Raw genomic sequence first — 26,628 nt, forward strand, 5'->3', positions numbered from 1 at the left:
GGTTCGGATTAAAAATCAAAAAAAACCACTTCACCTGTTTCCAGTGAATATTCTGCACCGACTACTTTCAACTGACCTTGTTCAATCAGGTTTTCTAAAACTGCTGAACCATGACGCAATTGATTTACCGATGCAAATACATTGGAACGTACTGCATGCTTAGACAATTTCGCCAAATCATTTTTTAGTTCAGTCTGCATTAAGGTTTCAACTGAAGGTCGAACACGGTTCACAATCGACATTAAATTTGCCGATGGTGGGCAGTCTGGGCACATTAAAGTATCAATTGTCGCTTGAATTGCACCACAGTGACTGTGTCCTAAGACAACAACCACAGCACAGTCATAACGCTCTGCCGCAAATTCAACACTACCTACCTGTGATGGCGCAACCACGTTGCCCGCAACACGAATTACAAAAAGATCACCCAATCCTTGGTCAAATACCATTTCTGCAGGAACACGTGAATCTGAACATCCTAAAATAATGGCAAATGGATTTTGGTCTTCTGCCATTTCTGCACGCTGTTGGTGCGACAATTGCTTCGGATGTCTGGTATCACCAGAAACAAAACGTTGGTTTCCTTGTTTAAGACGTTCTAAAGCTTCTTGAGCTGTTAGCATTCTTGATTTACCACCGATCTTTGAAGTTGCGATATTCTAAAGCCAGTTTTTATGAATGTCACTTGCAAAAAAATATGCAGCTGCGCTTTTCTTTATTCATTTTTGTTATAAATTTTTTCACTTTTTATTGAGATAGGTCACATTTTCTACCAATTTCAAAGCTTTGATCAAAAAAGCAAGGGATGACTTTCATTTTTAAACGCCTACAATAGACAGAATACACTTGTGCAATTAGACCTAAGAGCTAGTGCCTATCATTATTGGAGCCTGTTTTGGGTTCGTCAGGGGAAGACGTTTTCATGATGAAATTTATTCGATCACGTTATCTACATACGACTTTATTGGCTTTGGGACTAAGTACATCTTGCCTTGTGCAAAGCGCTGCGCCCAATCCATATACCTTCACAAAAAACAATAACGCCAGTAACAGCAACGCAACTGAACTTAAACTATTACAAAATCATTTTCAGCAACAGCGCAAACAAGCAGGACTAAGCTCTAAAAGCATTCGTGTTGGAGATGTCGTCTGGAGCTATAACGAAGGTGGCTCGCACAGCAAACCCACAATTTTATTGATTCATGGTTTGGCAGGCACACGTGACAATTGGAACCGTGTCGCGCAATTTTTAACACCGCATTATCATGTGATTATTCCAGATTTACCCAATAGCGGAGACACCAAAACCCCAAGCAATTTTGATAATTCAGTTCCGAATGTAACTTCACAACTGCGTCAGTTTATTGAAGCAATTGACTGCGAAGAAAACTTACACGTGGCAGGACATTCTTTAGGCGGCTCAATTGCAACCGTGTATGCTTCGCAATACCCTTTTGATACGCAAAGTTTATTTTTACTCAACAGTGCGGGAATTTATAAACTCGCCAATACGCCATACACCAAAAATCCATTATCTTTAAATGACTTAATTGTGAGCAAACATGGCGATTTAGCCGATGTCGCTAAACAAATCATGCAAAGCCCGCCTGCCATGACCTCACAAATTCAACATGCGCAAGAAGAAGTCCTGATTTCTCGCTCAGAACAAACCCGTAAAGCAATTGAACAAATTGTCAAACTCAACCGTATTTATACTCCAGACTCATTTGCACGTTTAGCAGGATCAATTGAAGCACCGACCCTGATTTTATGGGGTAAGCAAGATCGCATTATTAATGTTGAAGTGGCGAAGGAATTACAATCTTTACTCAAACGCGCCGAAACACCTGTGATTCTTAATAATGTTGGACACATGCCGTTATTGGAAGCTGAAAAACAAGTCGCACAATATTATTTGCCGTTTCTGGCTAAAACTCAGAACCTAAAAAACCCACTTGCTGATAAACTGATTCCTCTAAATTAATTATTATATAAAACCTTCATGCAGAAACATCCCATCATTGAGCAACTAATTGAAGCTCAGCTTGATTTTTTAGATCAAGAATTTAACCAAAGTGAAATGGTACAAACTGAATTTGTGCAGTTTTACCAATGGTTTCGCAAACAAAGCTTACAAGATTTATGGACATCTGAAGCCATTCATCAACTGATTCAACATCAAATTTTAAATACACCTGCCAGTTCATTTTTAGTGGAACAAATTGCTGAGCATATTCGTTTTGCACTGGTACACCCTGTTAATGACAGCAGTAAAATTGCCGATGTGATACCTGTGCTGACCATCGACAAAATTGCACAATATGTTGCAAGGAAAAGTGGACATCGTCAGCGTTTGATTAAAGCCGTGGTGAATAATCCTGCCTTTGCCGCCATGATTACCCAACTCATTCAACATTCCATTCAGGATTATATGGATAATTCGGTGATCGCCAAAAGCGTGCCTGGCGTATCGCGTTTTATGAAAATGGGTAAATCGGTTTTGGAAAGCGTTACCGATACCAATTTAGACCAGACCATTCAGCATTATTTGCAAAAAAATGTGCAGAAGCTGACTCAAATGAGCGAGTCGGTGCTTAATCAACATTTTGATGAGGAAAAACTGTATCACTTCCAAGCCAATTTATGGCACAAAGTTAAAGACTTGCCACTTTCCGTTTTAAAAAATTATATTGAAGTACAAGACCTATCCCAAACTGTCAATTTAGGACATGAAATTTGGGATCATTTACGCCAAAGTGACTATTTGAAACAGCAAGTGCATGATGGGGTTTATGCGTGGTATGTACGCAATCAGGCGCGCCCTTTTGACTTGTTATTGCACGACTTAAACATTGATGAAGCGCTAGTCCAACAACAATTACAACAACTGTTAAATCCAGTCATTCAAAAAATGATCGCTGAAGGCTATTTAAAGCAACGTGCGCGCCATTATTTAGAGAAATTTTATTATTCTGAAAAAACACAACAAATTTTAAATCTACAAACGAATGAATAGGGTCTGTTGACAATTTCAGATAAAAAATAACCTCCTAAAATTTAGGAGGTTATTTTTAAGCGAGGCTTAGAGCTTATTTAAAATAAGCACCTTCAGATTGACTGTGGTCAGTCTGATCCACCACACGCATCAATTCAGGTACGTGTTGTTTCAAGGTTGTTTCAACACCTTGCTTTAAAGTCACATCAATCGCTGAACATCCTTGGCAACCGCCACCAAATTTCAATACTGCAGTTAAGCCGTGTTCTTCATCTTCAACCACTTCAACCAAAGCACAGTTACCACCATGCCCTGCTAAACCTGGGTTAATTTCAGACTGTAAAACATAAGTAATGCGTTCTTCTACTGAAGCATCTGGGCCTACGCGTGGCACTTTTGAGTTCGGTGCACGGAAAGTCAATTGACCACCAAAACGGTCTTTGTTGTAGTCAATTACGGCATCCAATAAATACGGAATAGACGGCGTATCAATAAATGCAGGAAAGTCTGGATATTCCTGTTTGTAGTCTGTAGGTACAACTTCATCGGGCGCACTATAAGCCATGCAACATTCAGCACGCGGTGTACCAGGATTTTCCACAAAAACACGCACACCAATACCCGGTGTATTTTGCTTTGCCAATAAATCCTTCAAATACTCTTGAGCAGTTGGCGTAATCAATAAGTTTGGAATTTCATCTACAACTGCTGTGCTGCTGTTCTCAGTCGACATAACAATAATTTCCTCAAGCTGAAGTGGCTATTTTAACTGAAGATGCGGGGGAATAAAAAAAAATCAACCAAAATTGTCGGATTTATTCCTAAAGTTCGACTCAAACTCAGTTTTGATGCATTATTACAGCAGAATTCAAGTAAAAGAATAGGCGTTTATGCTCGATTTACCTTTTAATCATACCGTGACCATTATCATTATTACGGTCATTGTGTCTATGTTGGCGTTTTCCAAACAAGAATTAATGAATCGTCTGATTTTTTGGCCGCCTGCTATGCAACGTGGTCAATATGACCGCTTCATTACCCATGGTTTTGTGCATGCCGATGGTGCGCATTTGCTGTTCAATATGATTACCCTGTTTTTCTTTGGCAGCATTATTGAAAGTTTTTATCGCCAATACGTCTATGATTTAGGCTTTGTTTTATTCTATTTGGGTGGTTTAATCGCCGCGATTATTCCAAGTTATTTAAAGCATAAAAATGACCATCGTTGGGCCAGCTTAGGCGCATCTGGTGCTGTATCTGCGGTGTTGTTTGCCTATATTTTGTTTGAGCCATGGAAGTTGATTTTCGTGTTCTTTATTCCAGTGCCTGCCATTATTTTTGCAATACTGTATGTAGCGTATAGCATTTGGTCGGGTAAACGCGGCAATTCCAATATTAATCACAGTGCGCATTTATGGGGTGCGGCCTATGGTGTGATTGTGACTATTTTAATTGAACCACGCATCTTGCCTCACTTCCTGAATAAACTGGCGCAACTGCCGTTTTAACTTTTGAAACTATAACGACTCGGTACATCTACCACTGAGTCGTTGCTACTTTAAAGAATTTTCAAATCCGTCAATAGACTGCTTTCATAAATCCGCTTAACACCATCATTTATTGCCTCTCATCTTCAGCCTCTCTCATTGGGAAAAACGACTTTCAATCGTCATTTTATGAACTGCTGATAAGTATTTTTGATTGATGAAAGCATCTGAATGATCCAATACAGCATAAAGCACACAACAAATAACATGCAGTTACTCGACAAGCACTTATACTAAGAATATAAAGACTAAAACTATCAAGCAATCAGGAGTCAGCCATGAAAAAGTTTGCACTTCTAAGCGCCCTGTTACTCAGTCTAGGATTAAGCGCCTGTGCCGTACATACCCCTGAAGGCAGTGTGGTGATTGATCCTGACCGCACGATCTACCCGAAAGGCTATTATCCACACCAACATCCACATGGTGATGGTGATTTTTGTCCTCCAGGTCAGGCGAAAAAAGGACGTTGTTAAGCTGTTGGTCTGAGTGAATAAAACATTGTTGATACAGCATCAGACTCATTTATGATTCGAACCTAGACATTTAAACACTAACCTTTAAATCTCAACAACATTTCATTCACATTAAAAACCTTTACACTTCGTGAAGGTTTTTTTATTCAAATTTCACTCAATTTTGGTAGTTTTTGCTACCCCATATCGCAACTTGGCATAGATAATGTATACATCTGTATATTAATTTCAATTTAGTTTGCGAGTTTTTGCATGTCCACTTCTTACGATGGCTTACAGTTTCCAATTCATCCAGAAAATCATAAACCCAGCACCTCAAGCACGGGCAAACAAATTATTGCCGAAGCCTTAGCCACAGTCGATCATCAAAGCTCAGTCGATGCTTTGGCAGAAAAAAACTGGCGTAAACACTATCCAAAATACTTTAAAGCCCTCGTGACCAATGGTATTCGTGAACAAGCTAACGCAATTCAAATTGCAGAAGATGGTTTAAGAAAAGCTCATCAAAGTTTTGAGTTTTATCGTCATGAGCAAAAATATGTGCTGAAAGATGTCATGCTCTTGCCTACTGAAACTTTACATACCTTTAAATTACAAGGCAGCAGCCAAGCAGCACCCGAATGGTATGTGCCGTATCGTGGGCAAAAGTTACAAGGTCAAGCTCTACTAGATCAAATTGCAATTTGGCTAGCAGCAGGCATTATTGAACCAAGTCATGCCGAAGCGTTAAATGCTGCAATGGCGCATCCTGAATGGTTTGATTTGTCTGACCGTAACATGGTGCTATTTGGTGCAGCTTCAGAAGCAGGGCCACTCACATGGTTAGCCAAATGGAAAGCCAATATTATTGCAGTCGATTTACCAAATAGCCGTGTGTGGAATAAAATTTTAAGCACTGTGCAACAAGGCAATGCCACCTTATATGCACCCAGTACAACACAACTCGCGGCAGATACCCCACTTGATATTTTAACAGAACAGTTGGGTGCAAATCTACTGACACAAACCCCAGAAATTGCACAATGGTTAGCTCAAAAACCTGAAACGCTAGATTTAGCAGCCATTGCCTATTTAGATGGTGAAAAACACGTGCGTGTTGCGATGGCGATGGATGCCATTATGCAATATGTCAGCGAACACAAAGCTGATAGCAGCCTTATGTTTATGTGTACCCCAACCGATGTTTATGCCGTTCCTGAAGAAGTGATTAGCGCATCGGCAGAGAAGTTTCAGCAGCGTTCACAAGGGCAAAAGCTACTCACCAAAAGTATTGAAACCATTTCACGCAGTCATTTCTTCCAAAAGAATCTGCATAATTTAATTGCTTCAGACAATGGTCAACATTATGGTATTGCCGACTGTTTGGTGGTTGAACAAGGGCCAAACTATGCTTTAGCAAAACGCATCCAGCAATGGCGTGCAATTTTAGCGCGTCATCAAGGACAGCATGTCAGCATCAATATTGCACCTTCGACCACCACACACTCTGTGACCAAAAATCCATTACTCAAAGCAGCATTTAGTGGCGCAAGTTTGTTTGATGTTGAAGCATTTAGCCCTGAAACCACCAATGCGATTATGGCGGCATTGTGGATTCATGACTTACGCAATCCAAACTCGGCAGCCAATCCTGAAGTGAAACTTGAGCATCCGCTCGAATTGATGATGGAAGGTGCGAACCATGGTGGATTGTGGCGCGTGGCGTATTTGGCACGAACGGCCCTACCTTTCGCTGCGCTCTATGGCTTTGCTGCAGATAAATTACCGCTGGACAAAGTCATCCAAAAATTTAAAAAGTAATGTAAACCGCTAATCTATCTATTCAAAAACTTGCCTGCAAATATTTCTCTAGACTGATCTGCAGGTATAAAAAAAGCGCTGTATCATCACAGCGCTTTTTTCAACCACTCAAAAAAGTTGAGAATGGATTAAAACACTTTTAAGAACAACCAGAACAAGCTACCCGATAAACAAATTGTCGCAGGTAAAGTGAAAATCCAAGCCGAAAGAATTGTACGCACCATTTGGAAATTCAGACCCGATTTATTTGCCACCATGGTACCTGCCACCGCACTGTTCAGTACGTGTGTAGTTGAAACTGGCATCCCCAAACCATCTGCAGCAGCAATAGTTGACATTGCCACAAGCTCGGCAGACATACCTTGACCATAAGTCATGTGCTGCTTACCGATACGTTCACCAACAGTCACCACAATACGTTTCCAGCCGACCATCGTACCCAAGCCTAGTGCTAAGGCAACGGCAACTTTGACCCAAGTTGGAATGTATTGTAAGAATGAATCTAAATGGCTGCGGTAGCTTTTAACCACTTTTTTCTGTTCTTCCGACATTTCAGGCAAGGCATTGGCTTTGTCTAAACGCTTGAATGAAGTCGTGCTTAAATACATATCATTACGCATTTCTGCTACTTCAGCTTCAGGCACATCTTTCAAGTTGCCATATTGACCCACACGCTCACCCAAATGGTCAGTTAAGCTTGCCAAAGCAGGCACGACTTCAGGGGTAATTTCTTTGGTCTGAATATAGCTAGTGATGACCTGACGTGCTTTTTCATCTGGCATATCGACATGTTGTGCATAAATCACATCAGCTGTTTGCGTTGAAAGCTGTTGGAACGATTGAATGTGGTTTTGGTCTAACTCTTTATTTAACGAGTACGCCAACGGCACAATCCCGATCAAAATCAACATGATTAAACCCATGCCCTTTTGACCATCGTTTGAACCATGCGCAAAACTTACCCCAGTACAAGTAAAAATTAGAATGGCACGAATCAGTGGTGGTGGTGGCTTATTGCCTTCAGGTGGCTGGAACAACTCAATTTGTTTCTTGAAGATTTTTTTCACCAAGAAGAACAAAATCGCAGCAAAGGCAAAACCAATCAGTGGCGAGAACAATAAAGCCTTGCCCACTTTCATGACTTGTTCCATGTCTACGCCACTTGCACCCGCACCTGAGTTCAGCAAGTAGTTCATAATCCCCACACCTAAAATCGAACCGATTAAAGTGTGCGAACTTGAAGCAGGAATACCGAAAAACCACGTTCCTAAGTTCCAGACAATCGCGGCAATCAACATGGCAAAAACCATGGCAAAGCCTGCGCCTGAACCGACATTCATAATCAATTCGACTGGAAGTAAGGCAATAATACCGTAGGCAACTGCGCCACTGGCGACCATCACCCCAAGGAAGTTACAGAAACCCGCCCACATTACTGCCACAGGTGCAGACAGGGCATTGGTATAAATAACCGTTGCCACTGCGTTAGCTGTGTCGTGGAAACCATTCACAAATTCAAAGCCTAAGGCAATGAATAAAGCGGTCGCCAATAAAATCACCGAGTACATGCTTAGCGCAGGCACGTGGGATAAGTCCGCAGACAATTGGAAACCAATATAAATAAGGGTAGAAACGATGATCGTTAAAAACACCGGCATAAAAAATTTCGGTGTAGGCACATGAACATTGGTCGATTTAGTGGTCGACTTGTGTGCTGAATCTACAGGAGTTGGATTAGAATTCATGCAAGCAGAAAAGAGGATTTAAAATCCCCTTATTGTTCAATTAAATTGTGACAATTATATGACAAAGAGCTGCTATATAAAGCAACTTTCATACTTTATTTTCACACTTTAAGCTGTTTTTTTTGTGCATAAAATTAAAATTAACATTTAAATTTAAACACTTAGAATAAATAAACCTACTTTTCTTATGCCATTCTCTCAAATTTAGATTGTTACACCTTTGTCATATTTGCCTAAAATTTCAGACAAAATTTACCGTGAGCCAATTTTGCCTGAGCAATATGACAAAGCGATGACGCATCAAAGTAAAATCAAAATTAGAATGTTCCTCATCACAACTTTTATTTAGGTTCAAAAGCTACAGCAAAATCCTAAAAATACTGCTTTATGCACTATTTTTACGACTTCCACTCTCTCTGGTCGCTTCAAGTGCACGAAAGCCGTGCGAACTCTGCTAAAATAGCGCTCATTTCGGATTCAGTCATAAAGGGTTTTTTATGTCCACGCTTACCACCCTGAAAGCGCTTCTTGCCCAAAGAATTTTAATTATCGATGGTGCTATGGGTACTATGATTCAACGCCATCAATTGGAAGAAGCCGATTATCGTGGTGAGCGTTTTGCAGATTGGGCACATGACCTCAAAGGCAACAATGATTTATTGGTACTGACCCAACCGCACATTATTCAGGGTATTCACGAAGCCTACTTAGATGCGGGTGCAGACATTATTGAAACCAACAGCTTTAACGGCACACGCGTTTCTATGTCTGACTATCACATGGAAGATTTGGTTCCAGAAATTAACCGCGAAGCAGCGCGTTTAGCCAAAGCTGCCTGTGAAAAATATTCAACACCAGACAAACCACGTTTTGTGGCAGGTGTACTTGGGCCAACATCGCGTACCTGTTCAATTTCACCAAATGTAAACGACCCTGCATTTCGTAACATTAGCTTTGATGCACTCAAAGAAAACTATATTGAAGCTGCGCATGCCTTAATTGAAGGTGGTGCAGATATCCTGCTCATTGAAACTGTATTTGACACCTTAAACTGTAAAGCTGCGATTTTTGCGGTCAAAGAAGTGTTTAAACAGCTCGGGCGTGAATTGCCGTTGATGATTTCAGGTACCATTACCGATGCTTCAGGACGTACCTTAACGGGTCAAACTGCAGAAGCTTTCTGGAACTCGGTACGTCATGGCGATTTACTTTCAATTGGTTTTAACTGTGCTTTGGGCGCAGATGCCATGCGTCCACACGTTAAAACCGTTTCAGACGTTGCCGATGTGTTTGTTTCTGCACACCCGAACGCGGGCTTACCCAACGCATTTGGTGGTTATGATGAAACGCCTGAAGAAACCGCAGCTTTCCTCAAAGAATTTGCTGAAAGCGGCTTGATCAATATTACAGGCGGTTGCTGTGGTACAACGCCTGATCATATCCGCGCGATTTACAATGCGGTAAAAGACATTCCACCGCGTAAAATTCCAGAGATTAAACCTGCATGCCGTTTAAGTGGTTTAGAACCATTTAACATTTATGATGACTCTTTATTTGTAAACGTGGGCGAACGTACCAACGTCACAGGTTCTAAAAAATTCCTGCGTTTAATTCGTGAAGAAAACTTTGCCGAAGCCTTAGATGTTGCTCGTCAACAGGTAGAAAGCGGTGCGCAAATCATCGACATCAACATGGATGAAGGCATGCTCGATTCAGAAGGTGCGATGGTGCACTTCCTGAACTTGGTGGCATCTGAGCCTGATATTTCTCGCGTACCTATCATGATTGACTCCTCTAAATGGGAAATCATTGAAGCAGGCTTGAAATGCGTACAAGGTAAAGCCATTGTCAACTCTATTTCCTTAAAAGAAGGTTATGACGAGTTTGTCGAAAAAGCCCGCCTCTGCCGCCAATACGGCGCAGCTGTCATTGTTATGGCCTTTGACGAAGTCGGACAAGCCGATACTGTGGCACGTAAGCGCGAAATTTGTAAACGCTCTTATGACGTTTTGGTCAATGATGTTGGCTTCCCTGCCGAAGACATTATTTTTGACCCGAACGTGTTTGCAGTTGCGACAGGTATTGAAGAACACAACAACTACGCAGTCGATTTTATTGAAGCCACAGGCTGGATTAAACAAAACCTGCCGCATGCCATGATTTCAGGCGGTGTATCGAACGTATCTTTCTCATTCCGTGGTAACGAACCTGTACGTGAAGCCATTCACGCGGTATTCCTATATCACGCTATTCAGCAAGGCATGACCATGGGGATTGTCAACGCAGGTCAGTTGGCAATTTACGATGACATCCCGAAAGAACTGAAAGAAGCAGTTGAAGCCGTTATTCTGAACCAGAACCAAGGTGAAAGCGGTCAGGATGCCACAGAAAAACTGCTAGAAGTGGCAGAAAAATATCGTGGTCAATCAGGCGCACAAAAAGCCGAAGAAAACTTAGAATGGCGTAGTGAATCTGTCGAAAAACGTCTTGAGTACGCTTTAGTTAAAGGCATCACCACCTTTATTAATGAAGACACCGAAGAAGCGCGCCTGAAAGCCAAACGTCCATTAGATGTGATTGAAGGCCCGTTGATGGATGGCATGAACGTGGTCGGTGACTTGTTTGGTGCAGGTAAAATGTTCCTGCCACAAGTGGTGAAATCTGCCCGTGTGATGAAACAAGCCGTTGCATGGCTCAACCCGTACATCGAAGCTGAAAAAACCGAAGGTCAGTCTAAAGGTAAAGTCTTGATGGCAACGGTAAAAGGCGACGTTCACGACATTGGTAAAAATATTGTGGGCGTAGTCTTGGGCTGTAATGGATACGATATTGTCGATCTCGGTGTGATGGTACCTGCAGAAAAAATCCTGCAAACTGCCATTGACGAAAAAGTCGATATCATTGGCTTGTCTGGTCTGATTACCCCATCTTTAGATGAAATGGTTTTTGTTGCCAAAGAAATGCAGCGTAAAGGCTTTAACATTCCATTGTTGATTGGTGGCGCAACCACATCTAAAGCACATACTGCAGTTAAAATTGATCCACAGTTCTCAAATGATGCAGTGATTTATGTTGCCGATGCTTCGCGTGCCGTTGGTGTTGCGACAACCTTACTCTCCCCTGAAATGAAACCTGCTTTTGTTGCAGAGCATCGTGCGGAATACGCTAAAATTCGTGAACGTATTGCCAATAAGCAACCAAAAGCTGCGAAATTGTCGTATGCAGAAGCCATCGACAATGGTTTAAAAATTGATTGGGACAACTACACGCCTGCAGTACCAAAATTAATTGGTACACAAGTGCTGACCAATTACCCGCTTGAAACCTTGTTGCCATACTTTGACTGGACACCATTCTTTATTTCTTGGAGTTTGGCGGGCAAATTCCCGAAAATTCTGGAAGATGAAGTGGTGGGCGAAGCTGCAACCGACTTATATAACCAAGCGCAAGCCATGCTCAAAGATATTATTGCAAATAATCGCTTTGATGCACGTGCAGTCTTTGGGATTTACCCTGCCAACCGTTCTGCGGCAGATTCAGTACAAGTATATGATGCAGCACGTAATCAAGTAACGCATACCTTCCATCATATTCGTCAACAGTCAGACAAAGTCACAGGTAAACCAAACTTGTCTTTGGCAGACTTTGTCGCAACTACAGAGCAAGGGCAAGATTACTTGGGCGGCTTTACCGTGTCGATTTTTGGTGCGGAAGAAATGGCCAATGAGTTTAAAGCCAAAGGGGATGATTATTCTGCCATTTTGGTGCAGTCTTTGGGTGACCGTTTTGCAGAAGCGTTTGCAGAGCATTTGCATGAGCGTATTCGTAAAGAATTCTGGGGCTATCAACCGAATGAGCAACTAAGCAATGAAGAGCTAATTAAAGAGAAATATGTGGGGATTCGTCCTGCACCAGGCTACCCTGCTTGCCCTGAACACTCTGAAAAAGCGACACTGTTTAACTGGTTAGGTTCAACTGAAAAGATTGGCACACAGCTGACCAGCAGCTTTGCGATGTGGCCGCCTTCATCTGTCAGCGGCTTCTACTATGCCAACCCTGCTTCTGAGTACTTTAACGCAGGTAAAATCTCGTTAGATCAGCTTGAAGATTACGCACAGCGTAAAGGCTGGAGTTTAGATGAAGCGAAGCGTTGGTTAGCTCCAAACTTGGATGATTCGATTAATTAATTGCTTTATGCCGCTTGGGTAGTACATCGGCCCATGCGCTCTACATAATGTCATTTCAAAAACCAGTGAATTGTAAAATTCACTGGTTTTTTGTTAAAAGGAAGTTTTAGCTAAATTGCATCAAATTATTGGAAGATCGTAATCCCCCTAAAATAAAATAATCTAAAAGTAGAATTTTCTTTTAAGATTCATGTACGTATGACTACATTAAATAAATTTACGGACTTAGACAGACCACATATCCGAGTTGTTACTTAAATTTGAATGGATTTCGGAAAATTCGGCTTCTGAATGTTTAGGCAACAAATCCTGACGATACTAGGAATTAGTCACCAATATCAGGAATAAAAACCTGCTTTAAAGGGATTAAAGCTCTATATTGTGGTTTAAAATCTTCATAATAACGATAAATTAGCTCTACAATCTCTTTACCATCAATAAGTCTTAACCGTGATTTATTCGTAGCTTTACTCTTTGCTTGATTACTATAACTTCCAAGATTAACAAATAAAGCATATTCGCCATCTTCAAGAGTACCTAAAAGTTGATTTATTTCAGGTAAGCCATTAGATGTTAAAGTTTTTTTACATTGAACCTTAATAATAGGGGGTTCGAAGCCAAGTGTATCCTTGTGAGCAATAACATCAACACCGCCATCACCCGACCTCTGAGTAACCCTAGCAACATACCCCATGCATTCAAGCAAATGAGCGACAAATTCTTCAAACTGATAACCGTTTAAATGTTGATGTAATCTGCGAATAATAAAATCTTCAGTTGAATATTTTGCTGTTTCATTAATTACTTTAGTTACTGTTTCATCATCGGGTATTTCTTCTTGTTCTAATTCTTGCTCTTGTAACTCAACTATTGGGTCTTTATTTATTGTAGCTTGGTATTCAATACCTACAGCATTTAAAAAATCACCTGCTGTTTTCTTAATTTCAAACAACGTAATGTAAGCACCAATTTCATATAACGCTACTTGAGAAAAATTGTTACGTGGGACTCCATTAGGTGTTAGCCATGTTACAGGACGACGATTTAAATAAGCATCTTCGTCTTCAGAATTAGCTCTCTCATAATCTCCACTAATAATACCAATATAGACCAATCTATCCGATTTGCATGGGTATACCACATAATCTCCTGTTTTTACCACATGCATAAATCTGTAAATTGTGGCTACCTGAGTTCGGATAGAAGGCATTGAAGAATCAGGTTGCTTTGCTTGCAAAGCAAATTTAAAGGCTTCCCTATCAGCATCAATCTGACTTAAATCACCTAACTCTGACCAGCCAATTCCAATGTAATTTTTTTCAACTGGCTCAGTTCCAACATGTACGCCCATGTGTACACCCCAAACAGTCGGAGTATCAGACATTTATTAACCTTAAATACTTGTAATTTATGCCGTTCAGCATATCTTAAATAAGGATTAATTTGAATATGAGTATTATTGTGGGTATCGTTTCTGAGTTTAAAAAATTTGATGCTGATCTTAAAAATCCGAACTGGTCAGTATCTTCAATTAGCTCTAATAATGAGCTAATTGTTAGTTTATGGGGTCATAAACCTTTATTATCTAAACATCCAACTGAAAGAAAACAGGTTTATCGTGACCGTATTGATAGATGGTCTGGTAATGGACGTAATGAATTTAAGAAAAACCTTGATCTTGCATTAGAAGAAAAATTAAAAATTAGACCTATTATAGCTATGCTCGATAAAAGCTCGGATTTTCAAAATATTTTAGATGGCAAAGATGGCAGCCAATACCCTAAAAGATTTAATGCAAAAACCAATTGGATCGGTGAATTAACTATTTGGGATGGTATCCAATTTGAGATTGTATTTAGTCTTGAACAATAATTTAAACTCAAACCAAGTTTTTATTATGCTTACTACAGGCTTACCTTGCATAAACCCCAAATACAACAAAGCCCTGAGTATGTCAGGGCTAAGTCATTGATATTTGGCGGAAGCGGTGAGATTCGAACTCACGGAGGACTCACACCCTCGTCGGTTTTCAAGACCGGTGCATTAAACCGCTCTGCCACGCTTCCAATGGCGGCTATCATATAAAGAAAAATTCAGCTTGGCAAATATTTTCTAAAAATTATGATCCAAATGTTCAAAATAAAATCAAAAATCAGTCATTTTCTGCAATTTCAGGCTTTTCATAGCGTATCGAATTAATAAACCAGCTCTTTTTGCCTAACGGCGTCTGCACTTCCACCTCATCATCCACCTGTTTAGACAACAAAGCTCGAGCCATAGGTGAATCAATCGAAATATGTTGTGGATGATGATCATAAATTTCATCCTCACCCACAATTCTCAAGGTCTTTTGCTCGCCTTGTTCATTTTCAATTTCGACCCATGCGCCAAAATAAACTTTACCCTCTTGTTCCGGTGCAAAATCGACAATACGCAGCTCTTCTAAACGCTTGCCCAAATAACGTACCCGACGGTCAATTTTACGCAAAAGCTGTTTGTTATATTGGTAATCTGCGTTTTCAGAGCGATCGCCGAGACTTGCCGCCCAGTTTACTTTTTTGGTGATTTCAGGGCGTTCTTCATGCCACAAATGCTGTAACTCTGCCACGAGTTTATCGTGTCCAGAACGTGTAATTAAGTTAGATTTCATGGTGTTTTTGCAGCCGGTTTTTTACATTTGGTTAACATCAATCCTATATTTTATTGCATTTTTATACACAATAAAAATTTATAAAATTTATTTCTCAATGAAATGAATATCTTATGTTACATTTTTCAAAAAATTTATGTACAAAATTTGACATCCAAAATTTTCATCTTTATTATTCGCACATCTTTTAGTTTTGATCACTTTTTAACCTGTGTATAAATTTTACACATTTTCCCTTTAATCCCAAGTCATTTTGAATGACGTCATGACTGCCCAACCCTTATTGAATTTATCAAACTTGAAAAAGTTTAAGGTGTGTTGCCTTTGCTTTTTAGGGCATAAATTACTTGTAGCGGAGCCAACATGCACAGTAGTTCAACGTCTGGGTCTAGGCTTAGCCTTCACTCATTTTTTAATCGCCTCCCATTCAAAGTCCTCGCTTTCAGTACTGTTCTTCTCCCATTCCACAGTATTAACGCAGGCAAAGCCGTTCATCAATTTGACAGCGTCGTCAATCAGAACAAATTGACCGTTGTGTCTGTGGAAAATCCAACCACAGTGTTTAAAGATGGACAACATTTACATGGCTTTGGTTATGACCTTGTGCGTAACTATGCCGACAGCATGAATGTGAAACTCGAATTTAAAACGGTAAGCGACAATGCGACCGCTTTAAAATGGGTGTCTTCTGGTAAAGCGAACTTTGCCATGACCACGTCGAGTATCCAAAGCATCGAAAAGCAGCAACTCACGGCATTTTCTGCCAGTTGTGGCGATTTAAATACTTTAAAGCGTAATGGTTTAAATAGTGAGCTGAACTGGGTGTTTAAACACGCAGATGATCCACTTAGCCAAACCGCAAGCAACTTTGTTTGTCGTGGCAAGCAAAACGGCTCAATTACCCAATTGGCTTCATTTTATAATCGTAATGTGGTCAAACAAGAATCGTGGGATGTGATCCAGCGGGATTTGCGTAATCGTTTACCTTTATATAAGGCCAACTTTAAAAAGACTGCCACGCAGTACGATTTAGACTGGCATCTTTTGGCGGCAATTGGTTATCAGGAATCTTACCTCAAACCCAACTCGGTTTCGCCAACAGGTGTGCGCGGTATTATGATGCTGACCAATAATACAGCCAAAGCGATGGGCGTAAGCAACCGTACCGATCCTGCACAAAGTATTCAGGGTGGTGCTAAGTATTATGACCAAATGCTGAGCCGTTATGAGCATATTCCATTTCCTGATCGTAACTGGTATGCCCTAGTCGCTTATAACATGGGTCCTGGTGCAGTCAGTCAAATTCAGAAGCGTATTCGCTCACAAGGCAAAAACCCGAACAATTGGGTTAACCTATATGCGTATTTAGACCGTAACAAAGCGAGCAACGGTCGTTATCGTCAAGCAGTGCAATATGTGACTCGTATTCGCGCCTACCTTGAGCATATTAAGACCACACCGCAATTGGTGAATATCTAAAATTTACCTCGCGTGATTGAGTTGCAGTGTATATCAGCTGCAATTCAAACATGAATAATGCGCTGTTAAAGCTGCAGTGCATAAAAAAGCCTAGTTGATACTTCAGCTAGGCTTTTTTGTACTATAGCGGGAAATTCGCCTGCTACAGCGTAAATCGCTTGAATTAAGCAGATTGCTCAAGAATCTTCTTAAATAAGTCTTTTTGTTCTTGGCTTGGTTTTGCAGTTTGTAATGCCATTAATTGTGACATATCGCCCTGTACTTTGATTTTACCTGTCATAAAGGCTTGCATAGCAGCCGCCATGTCAAACTCTAGGAATACTTTACGTAAAGTTTCCGCATCCATATTTAATGTTGTTTTTGCGTTGTCCGCCAAACCTTTTTGGATTTTACCGCCATCTAAAGACAATTCTGTGTTGCCTGCAGCATCAGTCACCACTAAGTTAATTGCCAGATTTGCAAGTGCTGGAGGTAGGTTTAAATCACCAGCTTGAGCCGTTAGATTTTCTACAGTTGCAAACCAATCATCAGTTAAAAAAGCAGGCATGATTTTTCCTCAATATATTTGTGCATGTGTGTTGTCTATCCAGACACCATCATTATTAAGCTGTTTTGCTTGCTGATTGTTATAGCATGAACCTTTCGTGAAAGGCTAAGAAATTTTGTACGGGACGTTCAGTTTTTGTATTTTTAGTCGAAATGACGACTTTCTCAAATAAATCAAATTCATAAAAAAACACCAAGCTCTGGCTTGGTGTTGATTACATTTTAAAGGGATTGACAGGCTGTTATCGCTTAGTCTGCAGCGTAGCCTAAATTGACCATATTGATGCGTTTGTTTTGCTCTGCTGCGTTTTGTTCGGCCTGATCGGCAAAATCAAATACGCGCTGGCTGTCTAACGCTTCAAAGTCGAATAATTCACGGTCTGCCAACTGCGATGGCGATACATTCTGTAATGCGCCAAAAATACTGTGCAAACGCTTAGGATGTGCTTTATCCCACTCACGTAACATGTCGTTAATAATGGCACGCTGTAAGTTTTCCTGTGAACCACACAAGTTACACGGAATAATTGGGAATTTACGCATTTCTGCATATTTAATGATGTCTTTTTCTTCCACATAAGCCAGTGGACGAATCAGCATATTTTTCTTGTCTGATGACAACAACTTCGGTGGCATGGCTTTTAAGCTACCGCCATGGAACAAGTTTAAGAAAAAAGTCGCCAAAATATCATCACGGTGATGCCCAAGCGCCACTTTGGTTGCCCCTATTTCCTGCGCAAAGCCATACAAAGAACCACGACGCAAACGCGAACACACTGCACAGTAAGTTTTACCTTCAGGCGTTAAACGCTTGGTGATGCTATAGGTGTCTTTTTCTAATATGTAATATGGGATGTTATTTTCTTCTAAATAACGCGGCAATACATCTTCAGGGAAGCCTGGTTGCTTTTGGTCTAAGTTCACAGCCACCACATCAAAATTGATGGGTGCGATGCGCTTGAACTGCAACATAATGTCCAACAAGGTATAACTGTCTTTACCACCAGAAATACACACCATGACTTTATCGCCATCTTCAATCATGTTGAAGTCACGAATCGCATGCCCGACTTGACGACGCAGCTTTTTCAACAAACGATAATACGCAGAGCTGGTTGGAAGTTCTGGTTTGAAATTAAAGCCTTGATCGGACTCAACTGGTGAGAACATAGACGCGATTAACCCATGAAAAAAATTACCGCGCAATTTTAGCCGATTCAGACCAATCCCGCATCAAAAGAATGTAATTTCATCGCAATCTTCCTTTTCGTCAAAGAACTTAATTTCTGACTGCGCGTTCATTTCTGTTTACACACTTTATTTCTATCTGCGCAGATCGTTTTTTTCTGTGGCAAGTTTGAACCCTCAGGTTCACTTTTTCGCCAAGATGCTTATCTTTTGGACTTTTCCACAGTTTTCCACAAAAGCTGTGGATAACTTTGTGGATTTAAAACAACTTGACAACGCCTCTTGCCGTTATTCTAAGGCTTCTCTTTAAATTGATCACTTTTTGATCGATTTTATTTTAATTTAAAATCATATACTTAAGTGTGTCAAGCTGATCCAATTAAAAAAAATAAATATTTTTTTTGATTACTCTGTCAGCAATTAAGCTTGATTTTTTTCGACACTACTGTAAATGAATTTGTACAAAGCCTTTTCATCTGTGAGATTTTTGTTAAACTCCTATTAACTGTTTGGGGACAGCTTTTAGTGTATTCACAGCATGAACAATAAAATTAATGCCTTTTTACTGTATATTTTGGGGACTGCCAGCATCATGCCTTTGGCAACGACAACGCACGCAGGTCAAATTTATATGTATAAGGACAGCAATGGCAGTACCTTGCTGACTAACCGCAAAAGTGCAGATCGTTCACTGACAAAAGTAAAAGTCACCTATTATCCAGACAGCAATATTCACAGTTATCGCAACTGGGGCAATTCCGAAGCGTCGGTATTGCCAAGTTATAGCCGCAATAAAAACGCCTTTGACCATATTATTCAGCAAGCAGCACAACAACACGGTGTTTCAGAAGGTCTAATTAAAGCAGTGATGCATACCGAATCAGGTTTTAATGTCAACGCCCGCTCGCCTGTCGGTGCACAAGGTCTAATGCAGCTCATGCCTGCGACAGCACGACGTTTTAATGTCAGCAACGCTTATGACCCGCATGAAAACATTATGGCGGGTGCAAAATACTTGGCTTGGTTACTCAAACGCTTTAATGGCAACACCACTTTAGCTTTGGCGGGTTATAACGCGGGCGAAGGCAATGTTGCAAAATACGGCGGTGTACCACCTTTTCGTGAAACTCAGGACTATGTACGTCGTGTGACCAGTCGTTATAGCAACCTGTATGCCAACGGTGTTAGTGCAAGTGCTAATAACAATGCGATTACGGCAAATAACAATAGCAATACTCAGAGTCAAAATGCTCAAGTGATTGCGCAGTCAGAGAGTTACTCTGCCAGTAGTCATCAAGTGGCGGCAAACAAACGCCCACAACGTCAAATTATTATGGCCGCCGATGGTCGCTTTACCGATGCACCTGCAGGTTCATACGCGACAGGGAATGCCACGGCTTCGGCACGTATTTTTATTTCAGAATAAAAGCTGCAGCACTTCATTTGAGCTTGCGGCAACGCAAGCCTTTTTGAAATGCCAATTGCAGTATCAGCGCAAAATATTTTTAGTACAGTTTTATTATTTTTTCTTGAATTTTTAATACATACACCGCATATTTACGGCATGGTTTATTAATAAATCAGATTACATTTTTAATATAAGAGGATTTACTCAATGATGCGGATTGGTTTGTTCTTGCTAACCAACCTCGCGGTACTGGTTGTAGCTGGCATAATTTTGTCACTCTTCGGTGTCGGTAGTTACCATGGCGCGGGTGGCTTAAACCTAGGCAACCTGTTGGTCATCTGTTTTGTCTTTGGTATGGTTGGCTCTTTAATTTCACTATTCATGTCTAAATGGATGGCGAAAAAAACAACTGGGACTGAATTAATTGACCCGAATGCACCTCGTAACCAAGCTGAAGCGTGGTTATTAAATGAAGTTGCGCAGTTGTCGCAACGTGCTGGTATCAAAATGCCAGAAGTGGGTATTTTCCCTTCTTACCAATCGAATGCTTTTGCAACAGGTTGGAATAAAAACGATGCTTTAGTGGCTGTATCTACAGGGCTGCTTGAGCGTATGAACAAAGATGAATTACGAGCAGTTTTGGCACACGAAATTGGTCACGTTGCCAATGGCGACATGGTGACCTTGGCACTGATTCAAGGTGTGGTCAACGCATTCGTCATGTTCTTTGCCCGTGTTGCAGGTGACTTCATTGACCGTAACGTATTTGGTCGTGAAGACGGCGAAGCACCTGGCTTGGCTTATTTTGCAATTACCATTGTACTGGATATCGTATTTGGTATTTTGGCCTCTTCAATCGTGATGTGGTTCTCGCGTCAACGTGAATACCGTGCCGATGAAGCAGGTGCACGTTTGGCAGGTAAGCAAGCCATGATTTCTGCATTATTACGTTTACAGGCAGAATCTGAAATGCCTGATGCAATGCCAAAAGAAATGAAAGCTTTTGCGATTTCTGCAGGTAAAGAAGAAGGTTTTAGCTTGGCAGCGTTATTCCAAACTCACCCAAGCATTGAACAACGTGTTGCAGCTTTACAGCAATTAAATTTACCTTAATACTGCTAGCAAGATATTGTAACAGCGACACCAAAAAGCTTCCTCAGGGAAGCTTTTTTCATGTCTGTAAATTAGATCTGCCAGATGGTTTTGTACTTTAAACAGGTTCATTTAAACAGCAAAACTTTGTGACCAGTGCCACAACCAACTTGCACCGAGCCATGCTGCCCAAATAAAGAAAATAAGAAAAATCACACCAAGCAAATCAGGCAAATGTAGCCACAGCCATGCCACTACAGGATTACGCCAAAATGCTGACTGCTGCTGTTTACGTTCCAATCGCTCATGTAAAAAAGGATGTACCACATGATGCTCACTGTGAATCTGATATTCTTCACGGATATGCGTATGCACTACATCTAAAGCTTTACGGCTTGGACGAATAAATACATCAAATACTGTGCCGACAATTGGCACAAAACCAACTACTGCATCCATCACAGCAAGTTTAATCACGGGAGTGAGTTTGGTTTGTGGTACACCAATTTGTTTGGCTTTATAAATCGCATAACAGGTCAGTGCAAAACCTGCGACATCCCCCGCGACAGGTACAGTGCCTAATGCGGCATCTGCTCCCACGCCCTGCTTGGTAAATGGAATACGCACCACAGAATCCATCATATTGGCAAACTTGGCTAAATCGCGCTCTAAGCGAATCACCTCTTGCTGGCTAAGTTTTTTTGAAGATGCAGGTTCTGGCATAGAAAACGTATCGTTGGGTAAATGCAATCTACTTGAGAATAAAGCATTTTTTTACTCAGGTCTGTTATGATTTTATAAACATAATTTTGATCAATGCAAAAAGTTTAAGATGAGGTCTTGAATAAGTCATCATCACAGACAGTGTTTAAAGTAACAACTGTGAAGCAATAAATAAGTACACCACCACGCCCGTTGCATCACAAATCGAGGTTACCAAAGGCGCAGAGGCACTGGCAGGGTCTAGTTTCAGGCGATGCAAAATAAAAGGCAAACTCATGCCAATTAAACAGCCCATCAGCACAATGCCCAGCATACTCAGTGCCAATACCACAGACACCATCATATCGCCACGGTAATAGCCTAAAATTGAAACCGCAAAAGCCATAGTTCCACCCAAACATAGCGCCACCAAACTTTCACGTCCGAGTAAATGCAGCCAATCTTTAAATTGCACATCACCTGTAGCCAGTGCCCGTACCATTAAGGTCGCAGACTGAGAACCCGCATTACCACCACTACCGACCAAAAGCGGCAAGAAAAAAACCAGTACAATATGTGCTGCAATAATGTCTTCATAATGCGCAATGCCAATTCCAGACAATAAACTGCCAAATACCAAAATCACCAACCAAAACACACGTTTGCGATATAAAAATAAAATTGGCGCAGTTTTTATACTCATGCCAGGTGAAGACGCTACCGCACTGGATTTTAAAAAGTCTTCTGTAGTTTCTGCCTGTACCACGTCCATCGCATCATCATAGGTGACAATCCCCAGTAAATGCTGTGCATCATCTACAATCGGTAAGGCCAAAAAATCATAATGGCTGAGTTTTTGCGCGATACTTTCCTGATCTTCAGTCACCAAACCTGTGACCAAATCGGTGCACATCACATTTTTAATTTTTTGTTCAGGCGGGTTTTGAATAATTTCCCTTAAAGAAATAACCCCCAATAGTTTCATTAGTTCATCGACAATATAAATCAGGTATAAAGTTTCCCGATCTGTGGTCATTCTGCGCAATTCATCTATAGCTTGCTGCATGTTCAGTTCTGGCGAGAGCACCACGAAATCCGAACTCATAATCGCGCCCGCAGATTCTTCAGGATAGCGCGCCAAAGTCTGAATCTGTGCGCGTTTTTCTTCCGTAATGTGTAAGCTGACAAAACGCTGTAAATGCGGAGAAAGTAACTTAAATAAGTCGGTGCGGTCATCTGAATGCATGGCTGAAATCAGTTTGACCAATTGCTGCGGTGCAATCGCTTCGGCAATTTGAAGTTGTGAATGCAGTGGTAAAAATTCCATCACCAAGGCAGCACTGTCAATTTGTTCAATTAAACTCAGCTGTGCTTTCAGGCTTAAATACTGCATCAAGTCGGCTAAATCGGCAGGATTGATACTGTCGATCAGGCTGTGTACTGTGCTTGGCTGATGCAATTGTAAGGCTTGTTCTAACTGTTCAGCGTGCAGATTGGTCATTGCTCTCACCCACTCCATCATTCCAAAAACGTAAAATGAAGAATGGGCGCAGTGTCTCGGCCCAAACCAACCCTTAAAAAACCGAAAATCTGTAGATTTATGCAAGATTTTTAGCGTTTCATATCATAGCCTATAATCTTGCTAAGTGCCTAATAAAAAACATCTTTAGTTTATGGGTGATGAACGATTCACTTGAAATATAGAACGAATCAGCACGTACATAAATGGAATAAAAACGAGCACTAAAATTGTGCCAAAAATTACCCCACCCAAAACACTCACCCCAATTTCCTGACGACTTGCTGCACCTGCACCATACGCAAATACCAACGGTAAAATACCTGCACCAAATGCCAATGAGGTCATTAAGATTGGTCTAAGCCGCAAACTCGCACCTTCCAAAGCGGCTTGGATGACTTGTTTGCCTTGTTGCTGCGCAGCCGAAGCAAATTCCACAATTAAGATGGCATTTTTACATGACAAACCAATGGTGGTAAGCAAGGCAATTTGGAAATAAATATCGTTCGGGAAACCTGCCAAATAGCTGAAAATAATATTTCCACCAATCCCTAAAGGAATGGCACTCATCACGGCTGTTGGAATACTCCAACTTTCATACAAGGCCGCAAGGCACAAGAAAATAAACCCGATGGAAACCAAATACAGTAACAAAGCCTGATTGCTAGACTGATTTTCTTCAAAAGACAACCCACTCCATGCCAAGTCAATGCCCTGCTGCTGTGCCACCATCTGTTCTAAATCACGCATCGCCTGCCCCGAGCTATATCCTTCAGCAGTATCGGCTTCCATTTGCACGGCGCTATAACCCATAAAACGATTGACGACTTCTGGCCCACCGCTCCAACTGAGTTGAGCAAACTGGCTAAAAGGTACCATTTGATTTTGTTGACTACGTACCGACCATTGGTTCAAATCTTCAGGTTTACCACGAAATTCGGCATCACCCTGCATAATTACGCGTTTAATTCGACCACGGTCAATAAAATCGTTGATATAACTGCCGCCCCAAGCTGCCGCTAAGGTACTGTTAATCGCCGTTTGATTTAAACCTGCTGCCATCGCCTGTTTCTGATCAATCGTGACGTTTAACTCCGCTTTTTCAGGATTGGCACGTTGATCTAAATTTTTAAAGCTTTGATATTGAGCGGCTTGCTGCTGTAAATTTTGAAATTGCTGAATTAAAAAATCGCGTCCTGTACCATTCACATCGCGCATCCAGAACTCTAAGCCATCGGTTTGCCCCAAACCACGAACTGCTGCGGGCATGCCAATGGTAATTTGTGCATTGGGATGCTGTCGAAAATGCTGCATGGCACGTTCACGAATAGCTTGTGCGGTATGCTGTTGCCCTTGACGCTCATCCCAATGTTTTAGCGCAATAAAACCCTGCCCTAAATTCTGCCCTGTTCCCGAAAAATTACGTCCATAACGAATCATCACCAAATCAACATTGTGGGCTTCATGCTGCATAAAGTATTCACGTATGCTTTCGCCCACTTCACGACTTTTAGACAACGGCGCACCTTCCTGTAATTTAAATTGCACCGACAACATGCCCTGATCTTCATTCGGGATAAAACTGGTAGGTAAGGCACGGTAAAACAAGGCAAACACCGTCAATAAACCTGCAAAAATAACCAGACACACCGCTTTATGCTGAATCGTCCAGCCTGATAATTTGAGATAGTGTTGTTTTAAGCTTTCCAGTTTTTGATTAAACCAGATGGCCCATTGAGCAGGTTGTGAATTGGGTTTTAAAATCAAAGCACACAAAGCAGGCGTTAAAATTAAGGCCACACCTAAAGACAGCGCCATCGCAGTCACTAAGGTGATAGAAAACTGGCGATAAATTACTCCAGTCGAACCACCAAAAAATGCCATTGGAATAAATACTGCGGTCAAAACCAAGGTAATGCCGACCAAAGCACCGCTAATTTCCTGCATGGATGCAATGGCGGCCTGTTTAGCGTTAAGCTGCTGTTCATGCATTAAGCGCTCTACGTTTTCGACCACGACAATCGCATCATCCACCAACAAACCAATCGCTAAAACCAAAGCGAATAAGGTCAGCGTGTTAATACTTAGGCCAAAGAGTTGCAACACGGCCATAGTGCCTAAAATCACCACAGGCACGGTTACGGTAGGAATGAGCGTCGCGCGCCAGTTTTGTAAAAACAAGAACATCACAATAACGACTAAAATTACCGCTTCAATTAAAGTTTTCACCACTTCTTTAATTGATTCCTGCACGAAAGGTGTGTTATCGCGTGGATAGACAATTTGGTAACCTTCGGGCAATTGTTGTTTTAAATGCTCAATTTGTTTTTGAATTAAGGCTGAAGTTTGTAACGCATTGGCACCAGAAGATAATGAAATCCCCATCCCTGCCGATGGAAAACCATTAATGGTATTAAAGCTTTGATAATTTTCTGCACCAAGTTCAATACGTGCCACATCTTTTAAATAAACAAAGCCACCTGCCTGATCTGCTTTTAAAATAATATTTTCAAATTCTTCTACCGTTTTTAAGCGTGAACCTGAGGTGACTTTGGCATTGAGATATTGTTCTTGTGCTGTGGGTAATTCACCAATTGCGCCTGCTGCGACTTGGGTATTTTGTGCCAATACTGCAGCACGTACATCACTTGGCATCAGCGCATATTGTTTTAATTTTATCGGATTCAGCCAAATCCGCATTGCATATTGCGCACCAAAAACATCGACCTCACCCACACCTTCAATGCGTGCCAGCTCTTGCTCTAAATGACTCATCATATAGTCAGACAAGGCAATATTGCTGCTTTTGGCTGTGGCATCGTACAGCCCAATGACCATGTGGGTATCACCCAATGATTTAAAGACATTTACCCCCTGACGCTGCACATCTTCGGGTAAGCGATTAATTGCGCCATTAATCGCATTTTGTACCTGGACTTGTGCGGTATCGGGGTCGGTACCATTTTCAAAGCTAATGCTGATTCGACTTCGTCCTGAAGAATCACTGCTAGAACTGAAATACAGTAAGTGATCTAAGCCTTTAATTTGCTGTTCTAAAACCTGTGTGACGCTTTCTTCCACCGTTTCTGCCGAAGCTCCCGTATAGGTTGCGCTGACAGTGATACGAGGTGGTGCAATGTCTGGATAGCGTTCTACTGGTAAATTTAATACTGAAAAAATCCCGAGTGCCATCACCATAATAGCGAGCACCCCTGCAAAAATTGGACGTTCAATAAAAAATTTAGACAACATAAAACTGGATCACTTATAGATAACAATAATGAGATTTATATGAAA

The 26,628-nt window shown here is 41.2% G+C and carries 20 protein-coding genes and 1 tRNA gene; 10 read left to right on the forward strand and 11 right to left on the reverse strand.

All coding sequences use genetic code 11. The annotated features are described in order from the left end of the window. Positions 1-8: 8 nt before the first annotated feature. Positions 9-623, reverse strand: coding sequence for a carbonic anhydrase (locus VF675_RS02465; protein ID WP_004972031.1), 615 nt, complete (start codon positions 621-623; stop codon positions 9-11). A gap of 299 nt (positions 624-922) precedes the next feature. Here VF675_RS02465 and VF675_RS02470 point away from each other — a divergent pair, with 299 nt between their 5' ends. Together VF675_RS02470 and VF675_RS02475 are read left to right on the forward strand one after the other, a co-directional pair. Then, a complete protein-coding gene (locus tag VF675_RS02470; protein WP_026438298.1) occupies positions 923-1,984 on the forward strand; it encodes an alpha/beta fold hydrolase in 1,062 nt (353 codons plus the stop codon). Positions 1,985-2,002: 18 nt separating this feature from the next. After that, a complete protein-coding gene (locus tag VF675_RS02475; RefSeq protein ID WP_440204689.1) occupies positions 2,003-3,016 on the forward strand; it encodes a hypothetical protein in 1,014 nt (337 codons plus the stop codon). A gap of 73 nt (positions 3,017-3,089) precedes the next feature. On the opposite strand, the gene nfuA is transcribed toward VF675_RS02475, so the two are convergent. Beyond that, positions 3,090-3,728: a Fe-S biogenesis protein NfuA gene (gene nfuA / locus VF675_RS02480; RefSeq protein ID WP_096900978.1), complete on the reverse strand. Its 639-nt coding sequence runs from the start codon at positions 3,726-3,728 to the stop codon at positions 3,090-3,092. 157 nt (positions 3,729-3,885) lie between these two features. On the opposite strand from nfuA, the gene VF675_RS02485 reads away from it, so the two are divergent. From VF675_RS02485 to VF675_RS02495, 3 genes are all read left to right on the forward strand, one after another. Next, positions 3,886-4,503 carry a rhomboid family intramembrane serine protease gene (locus VF675_RS02485; protein WP_004972041.1) on the forward strand — a complete coding sequence of 206 codons (618 nt, stop codon included), beginning with the start codon at positions 3,886-3,888 and terminating at the stop codon, positions 4,501-4,503. A 317-nt stretch (positions 4,504-4,820) separates the two neighbouring features. Further along, entirely contained in the window at positions 4,821-5,015 is a 195-nt protein-coding gene (locus tag VF675_RS02490) for a hypothetical protein (protein WP_004972042.1), read from the forward strand. A 252-nt stretch (positions 5,016-5,267) separates the two neighbouring features. Then, on the forward strand, positions 5,268-6,815 hold the full coding sequence (locus tag VF675_RS02495; protein WP_004972044.1) for a hypothetical protein: 1,548 nt from the start codon (positions 5,268-5,270) through the stop codon (positions 6,813-6,815). Between the two features lie 128 nt (positions 6,816-6,943). On the opposite strand, the gene VF675_RS02500 is transcribed toward VF675_RS02495, so the two are convergent. Beyond that, positions 6,944-8,560, reverse strand: coding sequence for an inorganic phosphate transporter (locus tag VF675_RS02500; protein ID WP_440204690.1), 1,617 nt, complete (start codon positions 8,558-8,560; stop codon positions 6,944-6,946). A gap of 497 nt (positions 8,561-9,057) precedes the next feature. Here VF675_RS02500 and metH point away from each other — a divergent pair, with 497 nt between their 5' ends. Continuing rightward, positions 9,058-12,747, forward strand: a complete 3,690-nt coding sequence (gene metH / locus VF675_RS02505) for a methionine synthase (protein ID WP_131261618.1) — start codon at positions 9,058-9,060, stop codon at positions 12,745-12,747. A 325-nt stretch (positions 12,748-13,072) separates the two neighbouring features. Here the strand turns inward: metH and VF675_RS02510 are convergent, their stop codons facing one another. After that, the gene (locus VF675_RS02510; RefSeq protein ID WP_225530189.1) at positions 13,073-14,131 is read right to left on the reverse strand and encodes a restriction endonuclease; all 1,059 of its coding nucleotides are present in this window, start codon (positions 14,129-14,131) and stop codon (positions 13,073-13,075) included. A 65-nt stretch (positions 14,132-14,196) separates the two neighbouring features. Here VF675_RS02510 and VF675_RS02515 point away from each other — a divergent pair, with 65 nt between their 5' ends. Then, positions 14,197-14,619 carry a hypothetical protein gene (locus VF675_RS02515; protein WP_179988560.1) on the forward strand — a complete coding sequence of 141 codons (423 nt, stop codon included), beginning with the start codon at positions 14,197-14,199 and terminating at the stop codon, positions 14,617-14,619. 104 nt (positions 14,620-14,723) lie between these two features. Here VF675_RS02515 and VF675_RS02520 read toward each other — a convergent pair. Both VF675_RS02520 and greB read right to left on the reverse strand, forming a co-directional pair. Then, positions 14,724-14,813: transfer RNA gene (locus VF675_RS02520), tRNA-Ser, on the reverse strand. A gap of 86 nt (positions 14,814-14,899) precedes the next feature. Further along, the gene (gene greB, locus VF675_RS02525; RefSeq protein ID WP_179994676.1) at positions 14,900-15,397 is read right to left on the reverse strand and encodes a transcription elongation factor GreB; all 498 of its coding nucleotides are present in this window, start codon (positions 15,395-15,397) and stop codon (positions 14,900-14,902) included. Between the two features lie 363 nt (positions 15,398-15,760). Between greB and VF675_RS02530 the strand changes: the two genes are divergently transcribed. Next, a complete protein-coding gene (locus VF675_RS02530) occupies positions 15,761-16,876 on the forward strand; it encodes a transglycosylase SLT domain-containing protein (protein WP_004972108.1) in 1,116 nt (371 codons plus the stop codon). Between the two features lie 163 nt (positions 16,877-17,039). Here the strand turns inward: VF675_RS02530 and VF675_RS02535 are convergent, their stop codons facing one another. Continuing rightward, positions 17,040-17,423 carry an SCP2 sterol-binding domain-containing protein gene (locus VF675_RS02535; RefSeq protein WP_004972111.1) on the reverse strand — a complete coding sequence of 128 codons (384 nt, stop codon included), beginning with the start codon at positions 17,421-17,423 and terminating at the stop codon, positions 17,040-17,042. A 248-nt stretch (positions 17,424-17,671) separates the two neighbouring features. Next, the gene (ttcA, locus tag VF675_RS02540; protein ID WP_104853169.1) at positions 17,672-18,592 is read right to left on the reverse strand and encodes a tRNA 2-thiocytidine(32) synthetase TtcA; all 921 of its coding nucleotides are present in this window, start codon (positions 18,590-18,592) and stop codon (positions 17,672-17,674) included. Between the two features lie 556 nt (positions 18,593-19,148). On the opposite strand from ttcA, the gene VF675_RS02545 reads away from it, so the two are divergent. Together VF675_RS02545 and htpX are read left to right on the forward strand one after the other, a co-directional pair. After that, a complete protein-coding gene (locus tag VF675_RS02545) occupies positions 19,149-20,036 on the forward strand; it encodes a lytic transglycosylase domain-containing protein (protein ID WP_440204691.1) in 888 nt (295 codons plus the stop codon). A gap of 189 nt (positions 20,037-20,225) precedes the next feature. Beyond that, complete coding sequence (gene htpX, locus VF675_RS02550) at positions 20,226-21,131, forward strand: protease HtpX (RefSeq protein WP_004972117.1); 906 nt, start codon at positions 20,226-20,228, stop codon at positions 21,129-21,131. A 111-nt stretch (positions 21,132-21,242) separates the two neighbouring features. On the opposite strand, the gene VF675_RS02555 is transcribed toward htpX, so the two are convergent. From VF675_RS02555 to VF675_RS02565, 3 genes are all read right to left on the reverse strand, one after another. Next, a complete protein-coding gene (locus VF675_RS02555; RefSeq protein WP_004972119.1) occupies positions 21,243-21,833 on the reverse strand; it encodes a DUF4112 domain-containing protein in 591 nt (196 codons plus the stop codon). A gap of 145 nt (positions 21,834-21,978) precedes the next feature. Then, positions 21,979-23,313: a magnesium transporter gene (gene mgtE, locus VF675_RS02560; RefSeq protein WP_075175071.1), complete on the reverse strand. Its 1,335-nt coding sequence runs from the start codon at positions 23,311-23,313 to the stop codon at positions 21,979-21,981. Positions 23,314-23,478: 165 nt separating this feature from the next. Beyond that, positions 23,479-26,583, reverse strand: a complete 3,105-nt coding sequence (locus VF675_RS02565) for a multidrug efflux RND transporter permease subunit (RefSeq protein WP_440204692.1) — start codon at positions 26,581-26,583, stop codon at positions 23,479-23,481. Positions 26,584-26,628: the final 45 nt, after the last annotated feature.

This window comes from Acinetobacter sp. Lyrl_1 (assembly GCF_051948795.1).
GTDB lineage: Bacteria > Pseudomonadota > Gammaproteobacteria > Pseudomonadales > Moraxellaceae > Acinetobacter > Acinetobacter towneri.